Origin of the sequence: Geothrix fermentans DSM 14018 (assembly GCF_000428885.1) — a bacterium.
In the GTDB taxonomy this organism is placed as follows: domain Bacteria; phylum Acidobacteriota; class Holophagae; order Holophagales; family Holophagaceae; genus Geothrix; species Geothrix fermentans.
The window spans coordinates 73,991-91,394 of record NZ_AUAU01000009.1; the positions used below are offsets into that span (position 1 = coordinate 73,991).

Consider the following 17,404-nt stretch of genomic DNA (forward strand, 5'->3'; position numbering starts at 1 on the left):
CGGCGCCGCCTGGATCCCGGGGATTCCTGTGGGAGAATGGCCCCATGTCCGAACAGGAAGCCTTCTTCCAGTCCGATCGCGTGGACCAGCGGCCCATGCGCCACACGCTGCTGTGGCGCCTGGCGGGCTACCTTCGCCCCCAGTGGGCGGCGCTCCTGGCGCTTCTGGTCCTCATGGCTCTCGGCGCCTTCCTGGAGGTGCTGCCCTCGGAGCTGACTCTGCGGCTCATCAACCGCTTCATGGACCAGGGCAGCCTGAAGGGCGCCGCGCCCATGGTGGCGGGATTCTTCGGGGTGCTCATCGCGGGCTTCCTGGTGAGCTTCGCCCGCTACTTCCTGCTGGCCCGGGTGGGCCAGCAGGCCATGCTCGAACTGCGGGTGCAGCTGTTCGCGCACCTCATGGGCCGCAGCACGGACTTCTTCCACCGGAATCCCGTGGGCCGCCTCATGACCCGCGTCACCAGCGACGTCCAGAACCTCAACGAGATGTTCGCCTCGGGCTTCGTGGCCATCGTGGGGGACGCCCTCTCGCTGCTGGCCATCGTGGCCTGGATGTTCTGGACCCACGTCGGCATGGCCCTGGTGGCGCTGGTGATCCTCCCCTTCCTGCTGGTCGCCACCGAGTTCTTCCGCCGCCGGGCCGGCGAGGCCTTCCGGGAGACCCAGCGGCGCTACGCCAGCATCAACGCCTTCCTCCAGGAGCAGATCTCCGGCATGGGCCTGGTGCAGGTGAACGCCCAGGAGGGGCGGAGCGGCGCCCAGTTCAAGGAGCTGAACGAGGACTACTTCCAGGCCTTCCTCCGCACCATCTTCGCCTACGCCGTGTTCTTCCCCGTGGTGGAGTTCATCACCTCGGGAACGCTGGCCGCCCTCATCTTCTACGCGGGCTTCAAGCTCCAGGCGGGGGCCATCACCTGGGGCCTGCTGCTGGCCTTCATCCAGCAGTCGGGGCGGTTCTTCCGGCCCATCCGGGAACTGGCCGAGCGCTACAACGTGATGCAGACGGCCCTGGCCTCCAGCGAGCGCATCTTCCGCCTGCTGGACAACCGGGAGGAGATCGCCGAGGCCCCCGACGCGAAACCCGCCGCCTTCGCGAACGAAGTCCGCCTGGAGAACGTCACCTTCGCCTACGAGGAGGGGGGCCGGAAGGTGGTGCGTGACCTCAGCGGCGCCATCCCCAAGGGCAAGCGCATCGCCGTGGTGGGCCACACCGGCGCCGGCAAGAGCACCCTCATCAACCTGCTGATGCGCTTCTACGACGTGCACGAGGGCCGCATCACCGTGGACGGGGTGGACGTGCGGGACCTGAAGATCCGCAGCCTGCGGGACCTCTTCGGCCTGGTGCTCCAGGATGTCTTCGTGTTCTCCGGCACCCTGCGCGACAACATCGTGCTGGACCGCCCCCTGGACGAGGCCCGCCTGGCCTCGGTGCTGGAGCAGAGCCAGCTGAAGGGCCTGGTGGCCCGCCTGCCCCAGGGCCTGGACACCCAGGTGGGCGAGCGGGGCCAGAAGCTCAGCGCCGGCGAACGGCAGCTGCTGGCCTTCGCCCGCATGCTCTACCTCGAGCCCGCCGTGCTCCTGCTGGACGAGGCCACCGCCAACATCGACTCCGAGACCGAGGCCAAGATCCAGAACGTCATCGAGCATGTGAGCCACCGCCTCACCACCTTCACCATCGCCCACCGCCTCTCCACCATCCGCGACGCCGACGAGATCTGGGTCATGGACCAGGGCGCCCTCGTGGAGCGCGGCAACCACGACGCCCTCATCGCCCAGGACGGCGTGTACGCCAAGCTCGTGCGGCTGCAGTTCGCGGATTCGGAAGCGGCCTAGACTGGAGCCATGCTCCCCCTCCCGCCCCTCTACCCCGTCACCGATGCCTCGCGCCCCGAGCCGCTGTCGGCGCAGATCCGGCGGCTGGGGGAGGCGGGGTTCCCGCTGGTGCAGTTCCGGGGGAAGCCCCTGGATGCGAAGGCCCAGTGGACCGAGCTTCGCGCGGCCCTGGCGGACGCGGCGGCGAACGGGGGCTGGCCCTTCATCTGCGTGAACGACCGGGCGGACCTGGCCATGCTGGCGGCCCAGGAGGGGCTCGCCCCCTGGGGCCTGCACCTGGGCCAAGGGGACCTGCCCGCGGCCGAAGCGCTCCGCCTCCCGGGTCTGGGCCGCTGCCACATCGGCGCCTCCACCCATGCGCCGGCCGAGTGGGAGGCGGCGGACACCGCTTGCGATCACGCGGGGGTGGGCCCCTTCCGGGGCACGGCCACCAAGTCGGACCATGCGGCTCCCATCGGGCTGGAGGGCCTGCGCGCCGGCTGCACGGCCCTGCGGGCCCAGGGCCTCACCCCCATCGCCATCGGGGGGCTGGGCCCCGCGGACGCCGCCGCCTGCTTCGAGGCCGGGGCCGAGGCCCTGGCCATGGTGGGCGAGGTCCACCGGAGCGCCGATCCCGCCACCCTGGGCTGGGAGGTCCAGCGGGCGCGATGGCGGGTCCGGCCGCCCTTCCGGCCGGGGCAGGGCGTGGTGATCCTGGGCGGCAGCGGCGCCGGCAAGAGCACCCTCGGCCGGCGCCTGGCGAAGCGCCTGGCTCTCCCCTTCCGCGACCTGGACGATGTAATCGAAGCCGACCAGGGCCTCCCGGTGAATGCCATCTTCGCCCAGCGCGGCGAAGGCGCCTTCAGGGCCCTGGAGGCCGCCCTGCTGCCCACCCTCATGGCTTCGCCCGCGGTGGTGGCCCTGGGGGGCGGCGCCTGGGAGACGCCGGCCAACCGCGAGGCCGTGGCCGCGGCCGGGTTCGCCCCGCTCTGGCTGGCAGAGCCGCCCCTGCGGGCCTGGGAGCGGGTGGGCCGGGACCCCCGGCGGCCCCTGGCCCAGGACCGGAGCGCCTTCATGGCCCGCTGCGCCGCCCGGGCCGCGGCCTGGTCCCTGGCCCCGGCCCTGCTCCCCTTCGGCCGGGGACCCGAGGATCTTGTCTCCGCCCTGATGGCGGCTTGGTAGACTGGACCATTCCCCCAGGAATATCCCATTGGATCTGATCCTCTCCGATCTGCATTCGAACCTGCACGCCCTGCGGGCGGTGCTGCGGTTCGCGCGGCGGCGGGCCATCCACCGCTTCGTGCTGCTGGGGGACCTGGTGGGCTATGGGGCCCATCCCAACCAGCTCCTGGACAAGGTGCGGGAGCTGCGGCCGCGCTTCGCGGTCCGGGGCAACCACGACAAGGTGTGCGCGGGCCTGGAGCCCGATGGCGCCTTCAGCCTGCCCGCCCGCCAGGCCGCGGACTGGACCCGGGAGCGGCTGCGCCAGGACAACTGGCGCTTCCTGGCGGACCTGCCGGAGGGACCCCAGTGGGTGGGCGGGGACTACCAGATCGCCCACGGGTCGCCGGGGGACGAGGACGCCTACCTGCTCCACATGCGCGAGATCGGCATGGCCTTCGACGCCTTCGAAGGACCTCTCTGCTTCTTCGGCCACACCCACCTGCCCGGCTGCTTCGAGCTGGACGAGACGCAGGGGCGGCTCACCTGGATCTGCCTCCAGCCCGGCGAGTGGTTCCAGATGCAGCCGCAGTGCCGCTACCTCATGAATCCCGGGTCCGTGGGCCAGCCGCGGGACCGGGACCCCAGGCTCTCCTTCATGACCTATGACCCGAAACGGCGGCGGGTGCGCCTCCTCCGCCTCGAGTACGATGTGCATGGCGCCGCCAAGGCCATCCTGGCCGCAGGGCTGCACCCCAACCTGGCTGACAGGTTGAGCCAAGGCATTTGAAAGGCATCACCCCATGGGATACCCCACCTCCGCCCTGTCGGCCCCCGTCCTGGAGCAGTTCCTCATCCAGGCCCGCCTCACCGGCGCGGTGGCGAGCCTGCGGCTCCAGACCGCCACCTCCCGCCTCCTGGGGGACCTCCGCATCCGTGCCTTCCGCCCCGGCTCCACGCTGGACCTCTCCGGCATCCACCCCCGCGATGCCGTGCCCGCCGAAGGGACGCCCGTGACCCTCACGGTGCTCCTGGGCGAGGAGGTGCTCACCCTCGAGTCCCTCCTCCTCCCGCCTCTCTTCGATGAAGGCGGCGACACCCTCCTGCGCCTGGACTGGCCCCGCGAGCCCGCGCAGCTGCACCGCCGGCGGGATATGCGCGTGGCGGCCCCGGAGCAGGCACCCCTGAAGGTCCGGGTGGGCCTGGGCGGGCGCACCCTCGACGCCCTGCTGGTGAACCTCACGGAAACCGGCGTGGGTCTCGCCTTGGAGGAGGTCCTCATGGTGGACCTCCATGCCCCCGTGGAGATCGATGCCCAGCTGCCGGACGGCTCCGAACTCCACTGCCCCGGCGAAGTCAGGCACCTGGCCTACCTGGAGGGCCAGGAGTATCCCACCCGCCTCGGCGTGGTGCTGACCCCGGGCCCGGACGTGGACCTGGAGCCCATCCACCGCTTCATCCAGGCCCGCCGCACGGACCGCTCCCAGGGCTTCCGGCAGGGCTGAACCCGGTTGATCAGCCTCCGCCCACGAGCGGGAAGATCGCCAGGACATCGTGCGGCTCCAGGGCCTGGTCCAGGGGCGCATGCTCCCCGTTAACCATGACGATGCCCAGCTCGCCGGCCCGGAGCCCCAGCTCCCGGACGATGTCTCCGCACCGGGTGCCCTCCCGCCACGGACGGATGTCCTCCTTGAACCGTCCGTGGCGGAGGTGGGCGAAGAGCTTGATCGTGATGACCACCGTGCCTCCGCGGGCCTAGAACGCCCAGAAGGCGTCCACTTCCTCGTCGGTGAAGTCCCACACGGCTTGGTGTGGCGCCACGGGGTCCGTGCGGAAGAACTCCGGCAGCCGGTCGTGGGCCGGCGTCAGGCCGGCGGCCAGGTTGAAGGCCCGCTCCGTCTTCAGCACGGCCTTGCCCAGGCCGGTGACATCCTCCCCCGTCAGCCGGGTCCCGAAACGGGCGTTGATCATGTCGATGAGGGCCGGCAGGCACTCGGGAATGTCCAGCGCCGGGAAGGCGATGAAGATGCACATGCCGGTGGAGTCCACGGCGGCCGTGGCGATCTGGAGGTTCCGGGACAGCTCCACCTGCCCATCCTTCTTCAGGGGATCCACCTGGCCGCCCACGTTGAGGATGTTGGTGGCGATGGTGTAGCCCGCCGTGTGGTCCGCCCCCATGGGCGTGGTGGCGTAGGTGATGCCGATGCCCTTGACGGAACGGGGATCGTAGGCCGGGATGGCCTGGTTCTTGACGACGGGGACCCGCGTCAGCCCGTAGGCGCGCCCCACCGAGCCGGCGCCGGAGCCGATGATCCGGCCCAGGGGCGTGCCCTTGCCGATCTCCTCCCGGAGGATGCGGAGCACCTCCTTGCCGTCTCCCCAAGCCAGCAGTCCGGCTTCCATGGCCACGCCGAAGGCGACGGCCGTCTCGATGGAGTCGAGGCCCAGGTCGTCCATGAGGTTGTCGGCCGTGGCGATGTCATCCAGGTCCTTGATGCAGCAGTTGGCGCCCAGGCCCCAGATGGTCTCGTATTCGAAGCCGGAGGTGAGGTACTGCCCCTGGGCGTCGTTGTAGACCTGGGAACACTGGATGACGCAGCCCGCATGGCAGCCGTGGCGCGGTTTTCCGCCGCGGGCCACGATGGTCTCGTGCATGGTCTCGCCGCAGATCTGCTCGTGGCCGTCGAACTGCCCGTAGGTGAAGTTGCGGGTCGGAAGGCCGCCGGCCTCGTTGAGGATGTTCACGAGCACGTTGGTTCCGTAGGTCGGGAGCCCCTGGCCGCTCACGGGGTGCTCCATCAGCGCCTTGGTGAAGACCTTGGAGGCCGCCTTGAAGGCCTCGGGATCGGCCATCTGGAGGCCTTGGGCGCCTTCGTCGTCGATGGTGAGGTACTTGATCCGCTTCGACCCCATGACCGCGCCGAGGCCGCCCCGTCCGTGGCTCCGGAGTTTGCCGGAAGGATCCTTGACCGAGATGTTGGCGCCCGAGAGCTTGTACTCACCGCTGGGCCCGATGCAGATCACGCCGAGCTTCCGCGCCTGCCTGGCCTGGAGCGCCTCCAGGACCGCGAAGTTCCCCAGCCCCTGGAGGGTGCCATCCTCCCGGATGGCCACGCCTTCCCGGCTGATGTGGAGGCCGTACCAGGTGTCCTTTTCGGGAATGCCCTCGATGATCAGGGCCTTGATGCCCAGCTTGGCGAACATCTGGGCGGCCGTGCCGCCGACGTTGCTCTCCTTGATGCCGCCGGTGAGCGGGCTCTTCGCCCCTGCCGAAAGACGGCCCGAGTTGGAGGCCGACGTGCCCGACAGCAGGCCCGGCGCGAAGACCAGCTTGTTGTTGGGGCCGAGGGGATGGCAGGTGGGGGGGACCTCCGCAGCCACGATGGCCGAGGTGAGGGCGCGCCCGCCGAGCCCGAGCCAGGCCTCCGGCACGGCCTCGGTGCGGACGGTGAGATGGGTCAGGTCGACGCGGATGAGCTTGTCCATGGGGCCTCCGGATGGATCGAAAGAAGATCTCGATATCCGGCATGAAGCATGCCGAACCGTTGGCACCGGACCTTGCCATCGGCCGAGGCAGCACCATTCCTTCAGCCGTCTGACGTGGCGGCGAAATAATCGATCAAACCCTCTGAAGGCCAGCCCTCCAACATCCTCCCGTCCGGCGGAAGGGCCCCCACATGTGATCCAATTCGCTCCGCAGTGGTTCATGTTGTTCCAAACCGTTCCACGGGCTGCCCAGGTCCTTCGACCTGCCCGGCGATGGGAGGAGGCTGCATGGAAGCACCCGTGAAGGACGCGATGGCCATCTGGGAGCGGTTCATGGCCACGGGGGAGCTCGAACCCGGCCTCCTGAGGCCCGAGATCGAGGCCTCCTGGCGGCGGTGCCGCGCGGCTGGCGTGGATCCCCACGCGGGGCGCTCCACCCGGACCCTCGATCCGGAGGCCCTGACCCGCCTCAAGGAGCGGAAGCGCGCCCTCATCGAGGTGGCGAAACCCTTCATGCAGGACCTGTTCAACCTCGTCGCCGGAACCGGGTTCGTGGTCCTGCTGCTCGACGAGTACGGCACCCTCCTGGAGACGGTGGCCGAACCCGAGTGGATCCTGGCCTATGACGACCTGAACCTCGCTCCCGGCGCCTGCTGGACCGAGGACGAGGTGGGCACCAACGGGGTCGGCACGTCGCTCGTCCTGGGGCGGACCTTCCAGGTGTCCGGGCCGGAGCACTTCTGCCGGAAGCACCACAAGTGGACCTGCACGGGCGCACCCATCCTCGACCGGAACGGCGAAACGACGGGCCTCCTGGAGCTCTCCGGCCCCGTGGGCGGCACCCACCTGCACACGCAGGGCCTGGTGATGGCCTCCGTCGCGGCCATCCAGCACCAGTTGGAGCTGGGGAGGAAGAACCTCGAGCTCATGCTCCTGAACAAGCGGCTCGCGAGCATCCTCGGTACCGTGAGCGACGGCGTGATCGTGCTGGCCGCCGACGGGTCCCTCGCCCAGGCCAATCCCGTGGCCGAGCGGCTGCTGGGCGTCACCAGCCGGCAGATGGCCGGCAAGTGGGCCGCCGACCTTGTCCGGGAGGCGGCGCCGATCCAGGACCTCCTGGCCTGGGGCCGCGAGTTCCTGGACCAGGAGATGGAACTGCAGTCGGGCCGGGGCGCCATCCAGTGCATCGTCAGCGGACGCCCGATCCTCGACGACGAGGGCGTGATCCAGGGGGCGGTCCTCTTCGCCAACCCCATCCTCAAGATCAAGCGGCTCGTGAACCGGTTCGCCGGGGCCCAGGCGGCCTTCCGCTTCGAGGACGTCCTGGGGCACGGCGAGGCGATCCGGAAGGCGGTCCACCTGGGCCACATGGCCGCCGGCAACGACAGCAACGTGATGCTGGCCGGCGAGAGCGGCACGGGCAAGGAGCTCTTCGCCCAGGCCATCCACAACCAGTCGGCGCGGCGGAACGGGCCCTTCGTGGCGGTGAACTGCGGCGCCATCCCCCGGGAGCTGATCGCCAGCGAGCTGTTCGGGTACCACGAAGGCGCCTTCACCGGCGCCGCCCGCGGAGGCCGGCCGGGCAAGTTCGAGCTGGCCAGCGGCGGGACCCTCTTTCTGGACGAGATCGGGGACATGCCCCTGGAGCAGCAGATCGCCCTGCTACGGGTGCTCCAGGACCGCACCATCACGCGGATCGGCGGGGACAGGTCCCTGGTGGTGGATGTCCGGATCATCTGCGCCACCCACAAGGACCTGCTCGAGGAGGTCCGGAAGGGGACCTTCCGCCAGGACCTGTACTACCGGCTGAACGTCTCGATGATCAAGCTGCCCCCGCTGCGGGAGCACACCGAGGACATCCCGGAGCTGCTGGAGTCCTTCGTCCGCAAGATCACCGCCGCCAAGAAGGGTCCCGCCCTGAGGATCGATCCGCAGGTGGTCCAGGTGTTCCGGCGCCATCCGTGGCCCGGCAACATCCGCGAGTTCCAGAACGTCGTGGAGCGCATGGTCCATGCGGCGCAGGGACCGGTCCTGTCGGTGGAGCAGATCCCGGAGGAGCTCCAGGGCCCGCCGGAACAGCTGCCCGGGGCCCCTCGCCCCACCGCTCCCCTGGGGGCGTCCGGGCTCAGATCCGTGCTCGCCGCTGAAGAACAGCAGGAGATCCTCGCCTGCCTCCGCGCCTGCAAGGGCAACCTCAGCCAGGCCGCGCGGAAGCTCGGCATGGGCCGGACCACGCTGTACCGGAAGCTGGAGAAGCTGGGCTTCCAGGACGGGAGCCCCGCCCCGGAGGCCTGACTCCGGCCCCGGAGGCAGAACGCTTCCCCGAAGATCAGGCCTTGCGCAGGCTGACGGCGGCGCCGCCGCCGCCCAGGGCCAGCATGATCACGGCCTGGACGAGGGTCTTGTAGGACACCTGGGGCCCGGACACCGCCGTCCAGACGAACAGGGCGCCGGCGGCCAGCAGCAGGACGTAGATCCCCAGCATGATCTTCCGGGCCTTCTCGTTGGTCTCCGGCGTGTCCTCTGCGAAGAAGCGGTCGTAGAGGATGAGCCCCACGGCGGCCACCACGTTGAGGGCCACGAAGAGCAGCCAGAAGGTGCGCGCCGCGGCGGGGCCGCCGGGCTGGCCCACCAGGGGCTTCAGCATGGCGCCGTACAGGGCGCCGCCCAGGCTGGAGCCGATGAGGCTGCCGATGACGCCGTAGAGGAAGGCGTAGCCCATGTAGACGGCCTTCTTGTCCGCCGGCGCCACCAGCCCCACGTAGCTGTAGTACTTCGGATGGGCCGTCATCTCCCCGATGGAGAACACCGAGATGCCCAGGATGAACACCCACACGTTGGTGGAGGCCGCCAGGCACAGGAAGCCGAGGGTGCCGATGACGATGCCCGAGACCATGGTGGGCAGGGACCGGACCTTCTTGACGATGCGGCTCACCAGCACCTGCAGCAGGATGATGGTGCCGCCGTTGACCACGGTGACGTGCTCTGCGTCGAACTTGAGGGGCACGCCGAAGGAGGCGAAGAAGCGGTTCACGGGCGTGGCGTCCACGAAGTCGCGCAGGTACCAGAGCACCGATCCGAAGTTCTGGAAGTAGAGGATCCAGAAGCCCGAGTAGACCACGATCATCAGCATGAAGCGGGCGTCACCCAGCACCATGGCCGCGCCGTGGGCGACCTCCTTCAGGCTCTTGGTGTTGGCGGGCTTCGGCGGATCCTTGAAGAGGAAGACCGTGGGCACCAGCATGGCCGCGCAGTAGAGGGCCGAGGCGATGAAGACGTAGCGCCAGGAGAAGCCCTTCAGCACGCTCACCACCAGGGGCGCGAGGAAGGCCCCGATGTTGATCATCCAGTAGTAGATGCCGAAGCCGAAGCCGGAGTTCTCCTCCGTGGTGGTGCGGGCCAGCGTCCCCGAGATGATGGGCTTGAAGAGGCCCGCGCCCGTGGCCATGACGAGCAGGGCGCCGAACACCGCCCCGTAGGCGGTCATGTTCCCGGCCACGAAGTAGCCGGCCGTGAGGATCGAGAAGGCGAACATCAGCATGCGCCGGTAGCCGTAGCGGTCCGCCAGCGCGCCCCCGGCGATGGGCACCACGTAGGTGATGGCGTAGATGAGGCTCTGGAGGAAGCCCACGGACTGCTCCGTGAAGCCCAGGCCGCCCTTGGCCACCTCATTGGTGAGGTAGACCGCGAGCACCGAGTTGAGGCCGTAGTAGGCGGCCCGCTCGAAGAGCTCCATGACGTTCGCCAGCCAGAAGACCGGCGGGAAGGAGCGGAGGATTCCGGAGGAGCGCTGAGTGGGCATCCGGGGATTATACGGGACCTTCGGGTTTTCTAGCCCCCGCCCCGCTGGAAGCCCCGGTGGAAGCGGGCCATGAAGGCCTCGGCCTCCCTCTCCGCATAGCCTTCGAGGCGGATCTCGACCCGGTGCCGGGGCAGGACCACGCGCCCCACCCGGAGGTCCGGCAGGAGATCGAGCCGGATCTGCCAGCGGCGCGAACCGTCGCCTCCCCGGAAGCCGCCATCCTCCTCCGTGAAGGCTCCCACGGCCCCCGGCAGGAGGCGCAGGAACTCCTCGCGGCTGAGGGTCATCTCCAGCCGGAGGTCCATCAGCCGCCGGCCACGGGCGGCCAGATGGCCAGGACCTCGCCTTCGGCCAGTACCCGGGCCGCCCGCTCCGGCGGGGCCACCCAGACGCCGTCCACCAGCACGATGGCGCACTGGCCCGGCGGGATCCTCTGCTGGAGGATCACGTCGGCCACGGTGGCGCCGGGCTCCACCTCCAGGTCCGTCCTGTGGCGGGAGCGGGCCGCCCGCGGGAGGTGGACGGCGAGGGAGGCGAACAGCTTGAGGGTGATCTTCATGCCACCTTGTGCGCCGCGGCGAGGTAGGCCTCCATGATCCGGGTGGGGTCGTCCAGCAGGCGCTGCTTCCACTTGCCCAGGCGCACGCGGCCTTCGATGAGGCCCCGGAAGGCGCCTACGTGGTCAGCGAAGCCCACGCAGTTCGCGCCCACCAGGCGGTCGCCCTCGAACTGGAGGTTCAGGTAGCGGTAGCGGGCCTCGTCCAGGACCTCGGTGGACTCTCCCTGGGGCACGCCCTGCCACTCCCCGAAGGAAGAGGAGACGAGGCCGAGGGTGGTGAGCACGTTGAAGACGAAGCTGCCCCGGAACTGGGCGGGCTTCCCGGCCATGTTCAGCGCCGCGATGCGCCCCTGCTCCACCGCATTGGGCTGGATGGCGTTGAGCTGCCGCCGGCCCGTGAGGCAGTCCGTGGCCTCGGCCACGTCCCCGGCGGCGTAGATGCCGGCGACGCTGGTCTGCATGGTGGGGTCCACCAGGATCCCGCGGTCCACGTCGATGCCGCTGCCCGCCAGGAAGTCGAGGTTGGGGTCCACACCCACGGCGCTGAGGTAGAGGTCCGCCGGCAGGGTCCGTCCATCCGGCAGGGTCACCTGGAGGGCGCCATCGCCCGCCGTGATGCCGAGGGGCTGGGTGCGGGTGAGGATCTTCACGCCCCTGGCCTCGCACCAGCTGCGGATCAGGCTGCTGGCGGTGGGGTTCATCATGCGCCGCACCATGTACCCGCTCCGGACGAGGATGGTGAGGTCCACGCCGCGCGACAGCAGGCCCTCCATGATGATGCAGCCCACGAAGCCCGCGCCCATCTGGACGACGCGGGTGCCGGGCCGGGCCTTGGCGAGGATGCTCCGGGCGTCCTCGAGGGTCCAGCAGCTGTGGACACCGGGCAGGTCCATGCCCGGGATCGTCTCGAGGCTGGGGTGCGAGCCCGTGGCGATGAGCAGCCGGTCGAAGGACAGGCTGCGCCCGCCGCCCAGGTCCACGGTGCGGTTGGCGATGTCGATGGCCCTGGCCCGGGCCTGCACCAGGTTGATGCGGAGGCGGTCGTAGTGGTCCGCATCCTTCCGGATGTGGGTGCCCGCCTCGTCGATCTCCCCCTTCAGCAGGTAGGGGATGGCCATGCGGGCATAGGGCGGTTCGCCCTCACCGCAGAGGAGGGTGATCTCCGCGGCGGGGGCGGCCTTGCGCAGGGTCTCCGCGGCGATGACGCCGGCAGGCCCGCTTCCGATGATGAGGTGTCGCATGGGAGGCCCCGCCGCTCAGACGCCGAGGCGCTTCCGCGTCTCGGCGGTGGGAACGCCTTCCGGAGTCCAACCGCGCAGCTGGTAGTACTCGGGGAGCATGACGTCGAGCTTCGACACGGCACCCTTCTGGGGACCGGTCTGGGCGGGCTCTTTCAGAAGGCGCGGCGGCAGGTTGTCATCCTTCTTCGTGAAGCCGGCGGCGAGGTTGAACTCCCGCTCCAGGTTCCAGATGCGCTCGCCCACCAGGAGCAGGCGCTCTTCGGACCAGTCGCCTTCGCAGGCGGCCTGGATCTGGGGCTGGATGTCCTGGAGGCCCCAGGCGAAGGTGGTGAAGAGGCAGATGCCCGCGGAGTCCACCACGGCCGTGAGGTCCTGGAAGGCCTTGAGCATGGCGGGCTTCCCCTCGGTGGCCTGGGGCTCCATCTTCACGGGGATGCCCAGCACCTCGGGGGACACCATGTAGCCGCGCAGGTGGCAGGCGCCCCGGTTGTTGGTGGCGTAGGCCAGGCCCATACCCTGGAGGGCGCGGCCGTCGTAGGCCGGGAACTCCTGGCTCTTGACGGTCATGGATAGCTCGGGGTGGCCGTACTTCGTGCAGAGCCGCTTGGAACCCAGGCCCATGACCTTGCCGAAGCCCTCGCCGCGGGCCGTCAGCTCCGCCAGCTTGACCATGGCCTCCGTGGAGCCGAAGGGCAGCTTGAAGCCCACCTCCTGCTCCGTAAGGACGCCCATTTCGTACAGTTCCATGGCCGCGCCCACGGTGGCGCCGAAGGTGATGGGATCGAAGCCGTCCTCGTTGCAGAGGAAGTTGGCGTAGGTGAGGGCCTCCAGATCGTTCACGCCGTTGGCGGCGCCCAGGGCCCAGGCGGCCTCGTACTCCACGCCGCCGGAGGCGCCGTGGTACTGGGGCTTGTCCTTGACGCTGAAGTGGCCAGGATCCATGCGGGAGATGCGGCCGCAGGCGATGGTGCAGCCGAAGCAGGCGCCGTTGGTGACGAGGTTGGTCTTGCCGTCCGTGGGCCGCTTCTCGTGCATGGCCTCGCCGGAGATGTCGTGGGCGCCCTCGAACTGCACCTCGCGGTGGTTGCGCGTGGGCAGCGCCCCCAGCTCGTTGATGACGTTCATGAGCACCTGGGTGCCGTAGGTGGGGAGCCCCTGCCCTGTCACGCCGTTGGCCGCCAGCACCTTCTTGCCGGCCTCCGTGGCCGCGAAGAAGGCCTCGGGGTTCGCAGGCGCGTAGGCGTCTGTGCGCGTGCCGCGCACGGCCACGGCCTTGAGGCTCTTGGAGCCCATGACGGCGCCGACGCCGGAGCGGCCCGCGGCGCGGTGCAGGTCGTTCACGATGGCCGCGTAGAGCACGCGGTTCTCGCCCGCCCGGCCGATGGAGGCCACGCGGATCTGGGGGTCCTGGAGCTGGGTCTTGATGATCTCCTCGGTCTCCCAGACGGTCTTGCCCCACAGGTGCGAGGCGTCCACCAGCTCGGCCTGGCCGTCATTGATGAGGAGGTAGACGGGCTTCGGCGAGGCGCCTTCGAAGATCACCATGTCCCAGCCCGCGAACTTCAGCTCGGCGCCGAAGTAGCCGCCGGAGTTGGAGCAGGCGATGGCGCCCGTGAGCGGTCCCTTGGTGACCACGGAATAGCGTCCGCCCGTGGCGGCCATGGTGCCCGTGAGCGGGCCCGTCACGAAGATGAGCTTGTTCTTGGGGGAGAAGGGATCGACCTTGGGATCGATCTCAGACACGAGGTACTTGGTGGCGAGGCCCCGCTGGCCCAGGTAATCCTGGGCCCACTGCAGGTTCAGCGGCTCCGTGGTGCAGGTGCCGGCCTCGAGGTTCACGCGGAGAACGTTCTTGGTCCATGCCATGGCAGTCGCTCCTCACACCGTCGCCGGGTTGGTGTCGGTCTTGCCGGCCCACTGGCGCATCTTCCCGAGCCCCGTCCAGTCCGCATCCACATAGGTGATGGCGCCGGTCGGGCAGGCCTTGGCGCAGGCCGGCTCGCCCCCGCAGAGGTCGCACTTCTGCACCTTGCCCGTGGAGGCCACGTAGTTGATGGTGCCGAAGGGGCAGGCGATGGTGCAGACCTTGCAGCCCACGCAGGTGGGCTCCAGCACGATCTTCGCGCCGGTGACGGGATCCAGACGGATGGCGTCCACGGGGCATGCCGTCATGCACCAGGCCTCGTCGCACTGCGTGCAGGTGTAGGGCACGAAGCGCCCCTCATGGTGGAACGTGAACACCTTGATGCGCGACTTCGCGATGGTGAAGCTCCGGTGGTTCTCCCAGGCGCAGGCCATCTCGCACTGGAGGCAGCCTGTGCACTTGTTGGGATCGAGGTGGAGGGATTTCTGCATGGCAAAACCTCCTGGTGACCCGTTGGTCAGGATCTGGATAGCGGCACGATCATAGATCAGATGACCGGGTCGGGAGCATCCTTTTTCGGCCTTCTTCAACCCTTCTCAGATCCAATTCCGGCGGAGGTTTCCGGCTTCCGAATGTCTATCGGGAGACGCGATCTCAACAGTCTTCCGCGCCGCCGGGTTATCATCCGGAATCCCGGAAAGGAGCGCATGACCGCAGCCCCGGCCACCCCAGGAATCCTCGCCGACCTGGCCATGGTCCTGGGCGTCGCGGCGCTCACCACCGTGGCCTGCCAGCGGATCCGCCTGCCGGTGGTGGTGGGGTACCTCTTCGCGGGCCTCATCATCGGCCCCCACCTCCCCATCCCGCTGGTGGCCGACCAGGGCAACGTCCACACGCTCTCGGAGCTGGGCGTCATCCTTCTCATGTTCTCCCTGGGCCTGGAGTTCAGCCTCAAGAAGCTCCTGCACTCCGGCCCCTCCGCCGCGCTGGTGGCGCTGATCCAGGGGGGCTTCATGGCCTGGGCGGGCTTCCTCGCCGGCCGCTTCCTGGGCTGGGGCGCCGTGGAGAGCGTCTTCGCGGGAGCGGCGCTGGCCGTCAGCTCCACCATGATCATCGCGCGGGTCTTCGAGGCCATGAATGCCAAGGGCCCCCTGGCGGACCTGGTGCTCTCCACCCTCATCGTGCAGGACCTCCTGGCCATCCTCATGCTCACCCTGCTCACGGCGGTGGGTTCGGGGGCGGGCCTCAGCCTGCCGGCCTTCCTGCTCACCCTCGCCCGCCTGGCGGGCTTCCTGGTGGTGGTGACGCTGCTCGGCCGCTGGATCCTGCCGCGCTTCGTGCGCTGGGTGGCAGACACGGGCAGCAGCGAGACCCTCCTGGTCACCGTGGTGGGCCTCTGCTTCGCCTTCTCGCTGCTGGCGGCCAAGGCGGGCTACTCCGTGGCCCTGGGCGCCTTCCTGGCGGGCATGATCGTGGCGGAATCGGGCCGGGAGCGGAAGGTCGAGCACCTCGTCCATCCCCTGCGCGACATGTTCGTGGCGGTCTTCTTCGTCTCCATCGGCATGATGATCGATCCCGGCCAGCTGCTGCCCAACTGGAAGGGTCTGGCCCTCTTCACCCTGCTGGTCCTGGCGGGGAAGATCCTGTCCGGCGCCCTGGGCGGCCTGCTGGGCGGCAACAGCCTCAGGAGCTCCATCCGTGCCGGGGCGGGCCTGGCGCAGATCGGCGAGTTCAGCTTCATCATCGCGGCCCTGGGCCAGAGCCTCGGCGTGGTGGGGCCGGCCCTCTTCCCGGTCCTGGCCGCCACCTGCGCCCTGACTACCCTGACCACCCCGCTGCTGATCCAGCACTCGGAGGGCCTGGCGGATGGTGTCGAGCGCTGGCTGCCCCGCCGGATCCGGCATTTCCTCCTGCACCACCGGGCCGCCATGGGCCACCTGCGGAGCCTCCCGTTCCGGAAGGCCGCCTGGTTCCACCTCCGCCGGCCCTTCGGCTACCTCCTGCTGGACAGCCTGCTGGTGGCCGTGTCCGTGGGCCTCGGCACCCTGCTCCATCGGACCCTCACGGGGCTCGTCGTGGCCCGGGGACTGTCCCATGCCCTGGCGGTGTACCTGGTCTGGCTGCTCGTCGGCGGTCTGGCCCTGCGCTTCCTCCTGGGCATCCTCAAGCAGGTCCGCCGCATCGCGCGGGCCATCGCAGAACGGGCCATCCTGGTCTCCGGGGACCGGACCGAGGGCATGGGCGATGCCATCCGGTTCGTCATCGAGCTGGCCCTGGGAGCGACGGTGGCCCTGCCCCTGGTGGCCCTGCTGCAGCCCCTCCTGCCCACGGGCCTGATACCGGCCCTGGCCCTGGCCGCCGTCCTCCTGTCGGGCTTCCTCCTGTGGCGGCGCATGGGCGCCATCCAGCGGGGCTGGATGGAGGGGACCGAGGGCCTGGTCCAGCGGCGCCGGGAACGCGGTGGTGGTCCCCCCAGCCCCGCGCCTTGATGCCCGGCCCCTTCGCGGGTGCAATGGAGAGGACAAGGAACCCCCATGAAAGCCATCTCCCTCCGCGTGGACGTCGACACCCTGGAAGGCTCGGTCACGGGCATCCCCACCCTGCTGCGCCTGCTGGACAAGCACCAGATGCGAGCCAGCTTCTACTTCAGCTTCGGGCCCGACAACAGTGGCAAGGCCATCCGGCGCATCTTCCGCAAGGGCTTCCTGGCCAAGATGCGGCGCACCAACGCCACCAAGCTCTACGGCTTCAAGACCATGATGTACGGCGTCCTGCTGCCGGCGCCCACCATCTGGAAGCGTGCCGCCGCCGAGATGCGTGCCGCCAAGGAGGCCGGCCACGAGGTGGGCATCCATGCCTGGGACCACGTGCAGTACCACGACCTGCTGGACCGCAAGTCGCGGCAGTGGCTGTCGGACTGGTACGCGAACGCGCATGAGGCCTTCGGCACGGTCTTCGGCGAGAAGCCCCTGGGCGCCGTGAGCCCCGCCTGGCGCTGCAACGACACCACCCTGGAACTCCAGGAGGCCTACGGCCTGGGCTATGCCGGCGACTGCCGCGGCTTCGCGCCCTTCTACCCCATCGTGAAGGGCAAGACCCTCTCCACCCTCCAGATCCCCACCACCCTGCCCACCCTGGATGAGCTGCTGGGCCTGGACGGCCGCACGCCGGACCAGGTGAACCGGGAGGTGTGGGGCCTGGTGCGGGAGGACGCCCTGAACGTCTATGCCCTGCACACGGAGGTCGAAGGCGGCGCGCTGTTCGAGACCTTCGACGCCTTCCTGGGCGGCCTGCGCGAGCGCGGCGTCCAGGCCCGCACCCACGTGGACTGGCTGCCGGAGCTGAAGGCCGCGAACCCGCCGGCCAAGGTCGTTTCCCGCAGGGAGATCCCGGGCCGGGCCGGCTGGGTGAGCTGGGAGGGCTGATATCGCAAGACGAGGGCTCTTGCAGTAACCTCGGGAGTGCCCATCCCGAGGTTCC

The 17,404-nt window shown here is 69.6% G+C and carries 15 protein-coding genes; 7 read left to right on the forward strand and 8 right to left on the reverse strand.

Annotation, left to right across the window (positions count from 1 at the left end):
- Window positions 1-44 precede the first annotated feature (44 nt).
- Genes G398_RS0103910 through G398_RS21870 form a run of 4 tightly spaced genes read left to right on the forward strand, consistent with a single transcriptional unit; the run spans window position 45 to window position 4,477 of the window.
- Window positions 45-1,832 (forward strand): ABC transporter ATP-binding protein, encoded by a 1,788-nt coding sequence (locus tag G398_RS0103910; protein WP_026852617.1) that lies wholly within the window; start codon window positions 45-47, stop codon window positions 1,830-1,832.
- Window positions 1,833-1,841: 9 nt separating this feature from the next.
- The gene (locus tag G398_RS19270) at window positions 1,842-2,993 is read left to right on the forward strand and encodes a thiamine phosphate synthase (protein WP_052571380.1); all 1,152 of its coding nucleotides are present in this window, start codon (window positions 1,842-1,844) and stop codon (window positions 2,991-2,993) included.
- Between the two features lie 28 nt (window positions 2,994-3,021).
- Window positions 3,022-3,762 carry a metallophosphoesterase family protein gene (locus G398_RS0103920; protein WP_043483485.1) on the forward strand — a complete coding sequence of 247 codons (741 nt, stop codon included), beginning with the start codon at window positions 3,022-3,024 and terminating at the stop codon, window positions 3,760-3,762.
- A gap of 13 nt (window positions 3,763-3,775) precedes the next feature.
- Complete coding sequence (locus G398_RS21870) at window positions 3,776-4,477, forward strand: PilZ domain-containing protein (RefSeq protein ID WP_026852619.1); 702 nt, start codon at window positions 3,776-3,778, stop codon at window positions 4,475-4,477.
- A gap of 10 nt (window positions 4,478-4,487) precedes the next feature.
- Here G398_RS21870 and G398_RS0103930 read toward each other — a convergent pair whose 3' ends face one another.
- Window positions 4,488-4,712: a MoaD/ThiS family protein gene (locus G398_RS0103930; RefSeq protein WP_026852620.1), complete on the reverse strand. Its 225-nt coding sequence runs from the start codon at window positions 4,710-4,712 to the stop codon at window positions 4,488-4,490.
- A gap of 15 nt (window positions 4,713-4,727) precedes the next feature.
- On the reverse strand, window positions 4,728-6,458 hold the full coding sequence (locus G398_RS0103935) for an aldehyde ferredoxin oxidoreductase family protein (protein WP_026852621.1): 1,731 nt from the start codon (window positions 6,456-6,458) through the stop codon (window positions 4,728-4,730).
- 288 nt (window positions 6,459-6,746) lie between these two features.
- Between G398_RS0103935 and G398_RS0103940 the strand changes: the two genes are divergently transcribed.
- On the forward strand, window positions 6,747-8,753 hold the full coding sequence (locus G398_RS0103940; protein WP_026852622.1) for a sigma-54-dependent Fis family transcriptional regulator: 2,007 nt from the start codon (window positions 6,747-6,749) through the stop codon (window positions 8,751-8,753).
- A 34-nt stretch (window positions 8,754-8,787) separates the two neighbouring features.
- Here the strand turns inward: G398_RS0103940 and G398_RS16115 are convergent, their stop codons facing one another.
- Genes G398_RS16115 through G398_RS0103970 form a run of 6 tightly spaced genes read right to left on the reverse strand, consistent with a single transcriptional unit; the run spans window position 8,788 to window position 14,415 of the window.
- A complete protein-coding gene (locus tag G398_RS16115) occupies window positions 8,788-10,260 on the reverse strand; it encodes an MFS transporter (protein ID WP_084511957.1) in 1,473 nt (490 codons plus the stop codon).
- 29 nt (window positions 10,261-10,289) lie between these two features.
- On the reverse strand, window positions 10,290-10,565 hold the full coding sequence (locus G398_RS16120) for a hypothetical protein (RefSeq protein ID WP_052571382.1): 276 nt from the start codon (window positions 10,563-10,565) through the stop codon (window positions 10,290-10,292).
- Window positions 10,565-10,819, reverse strand: coding sequence for a MoaD/ThiS family protein (locus tag G398_RS0103955; RefSeq protein WP_026852623.1), 255 nt, complete (start codon window positions 10,817-10,819; stop codon window positions 10,565-10,567). The genes G398_RS16120 and G398_RS0103955 overlap by 1 nt, the downstream gene beginning before the upstream one ends.
- The gene (locus G398_RS0103960) at window positions 10,816-12,060 is read right to left on the reverse strand and encodes an NAD(P)/FAD-dependent oxidoreductase (RefSeq protein ID WP_026852624.1); all 1,245 of its coding nucleotides are present in this window, start codon (window positions 12,058-12,060) and stop codon (window positions 10,816-10,818) included. Before G398_RS0103960 ends, G398_RS0103955 begins: the two co-directional genes overlap by 4 nt.
- A gap of 15 nt (window positions 12,061-12,075) precedes the next feature.
- Window positions 12,076-13,926, reverse strand: a complete 1,851-nt coding sequence (locus G398_RS0103965; RefSeq protein ID WP_026852625.1) for an aldehyde ferredoxin oxidoreductase family protein — start codon at window positions 13,924-13,926, stop codon at window positions 12,076-12,078.
- A gap of 12 nt (window positions 13,927-13,938) precedes the next feature.
- Window positions 13,939-14,415 (reverse strand): 4Fe-4S dicluster domain-containing protein, encoded by a 477-nt coding sequence (locus tag G398_RS0103970; protein ID WP_026852626.1) that lies wholly within the window; start codon window positions 14,413-14,415, stop codon window positions 13,939-13,941.
- 216 nt (window positions 14,416-14,631) lie between these two features.
- Here G398_RS0103970 and G398_RS16125 point away from each other — a divergent pair, with 216 nt between their 5' ends.
- On the forward strand, window positions 14,632-16,413 hold the full coding sequence (locus G398_RS16125) for a cation:proton antiporter (protein ID WP_052571384.1): 1,782 nt from the start codon (window positions 14,632-14,634) through the stop codon (window positions 16,411-16,413).
- A 45-nt stretch (window positions 16,414-16,458) separates the two neighbouring features.
- Window positions 16,459-17,349, forward strand: coding sequence for a polysaccharide deacetylase family protein (locus tag G398_RS0103980; protein ID WP_026852627.1), 891 nt, complete (start codon window positions 16,459-16,461; stop codon window positions 17,347-17,349).
- The last annotated feature ends 55 nt before the right edge of the window (window positions 17,350-17,404 follow it).

What these genes read in the sequence shown, in the direction of transcription:
- G398_RS0103910 (WP_026852617.1), top strand. Translation starts at nt 45, where the DNA reads ATGTCCGAACAGGAAGCCTTCTTCCAGTCCGATCGCGTGGACCAGCGG.
- G398_RS19270 (WP_052571380.1), top strand. Translation starts at nt 1,842, where the DNA reads ATGCTCCCCCTCCCGCCCCTCTACCCCGTCACCGATGCCTCGCGCCCC.
- G398_RS21870 (WP_026852619.1), top strand. Translation starts at nt 3,776, where the DNA reads ATGGGATACCCCACCTCCGCCCTGTCGGCCCCCGTCCTGGAGCAGTTC.
- G398_RS0103935 (WP_026852621.1), bottom strand. Translation starts at nt 6,458, where the DNA reads ATGGACAAGCTCATCCGCGTCGACCTGACCCATCTCACCGTCCGCACC.
- G398_RS0103940 (WP_026852622.1), top strand. Translation starts at nt 6,747, where the DNA reads ATGGAAGCACCCGTGAAGGACGCGATGGCCATCTGGGAGCGGTTCATG.
- G398_RS16115 (WP_084511957.1), bottom strand. Translation starts at nt 10,260, where the DNA reads ATGCCCACTCAGCGCTCCTCCGGAATCCTCCGCTCCTTCCCGCCGGTC.
- G398_RS16120 (WP_052571382.1), bottom strand. Translation starts at nt 10,565, where the DNA reads ATGGACCTCCGGCTGGAGATGACCCTCAGCCGCGAGGAGTTCCTGCGC.
- G398_RS0103955 (WP_026852623.1), bottom strand. Translation starts at nt 10,819, where the DNA reads ATGAAGATCACCCTCAAGCTGTTCGCCTCCCTCGCCGTCCACCTCCCG.
- G398_RS0103960 (WP_026852624.1), bottom strand. Translation starts at nt 12,060, where the DNA reads ATGCGACACCTCATCATCGGAAGCGGGCCTGCCGGCGTCATCGCCGCG.
- G398_RS0103965 (WP_026852625.1), bottom strand. Translation starts at nt 13,926, where the DNA reads ATGGCATGGACCAAGAACGTTCTCCGCGTGAACCTCGAGGCCGGCACC.
- G398_RS0103970 (WP_026852626.1), bottom strand. Translation starts at nt 14,415, where the DNA reads ATGCAGAAATCCCTCCACCTCGATCCCAACAAGTGCACAGGCTGCCTC.
- G398_RS16125 (WP_052571384.1), top strand. Translation starts at nt 14,632, where the DNA reads ATGACCGCAGCCCCGGCCACCCCAGGAATCCTCGCCGACCTGGCCATG.
- G398_RS0103980 (WP_026852627.1), top strand. Translation starts at nt 16,459, where the DNA reads ATGAAAGCCATCTCCCTCCGCGTGGACGTCGACACCCTGGAAGGCTCG.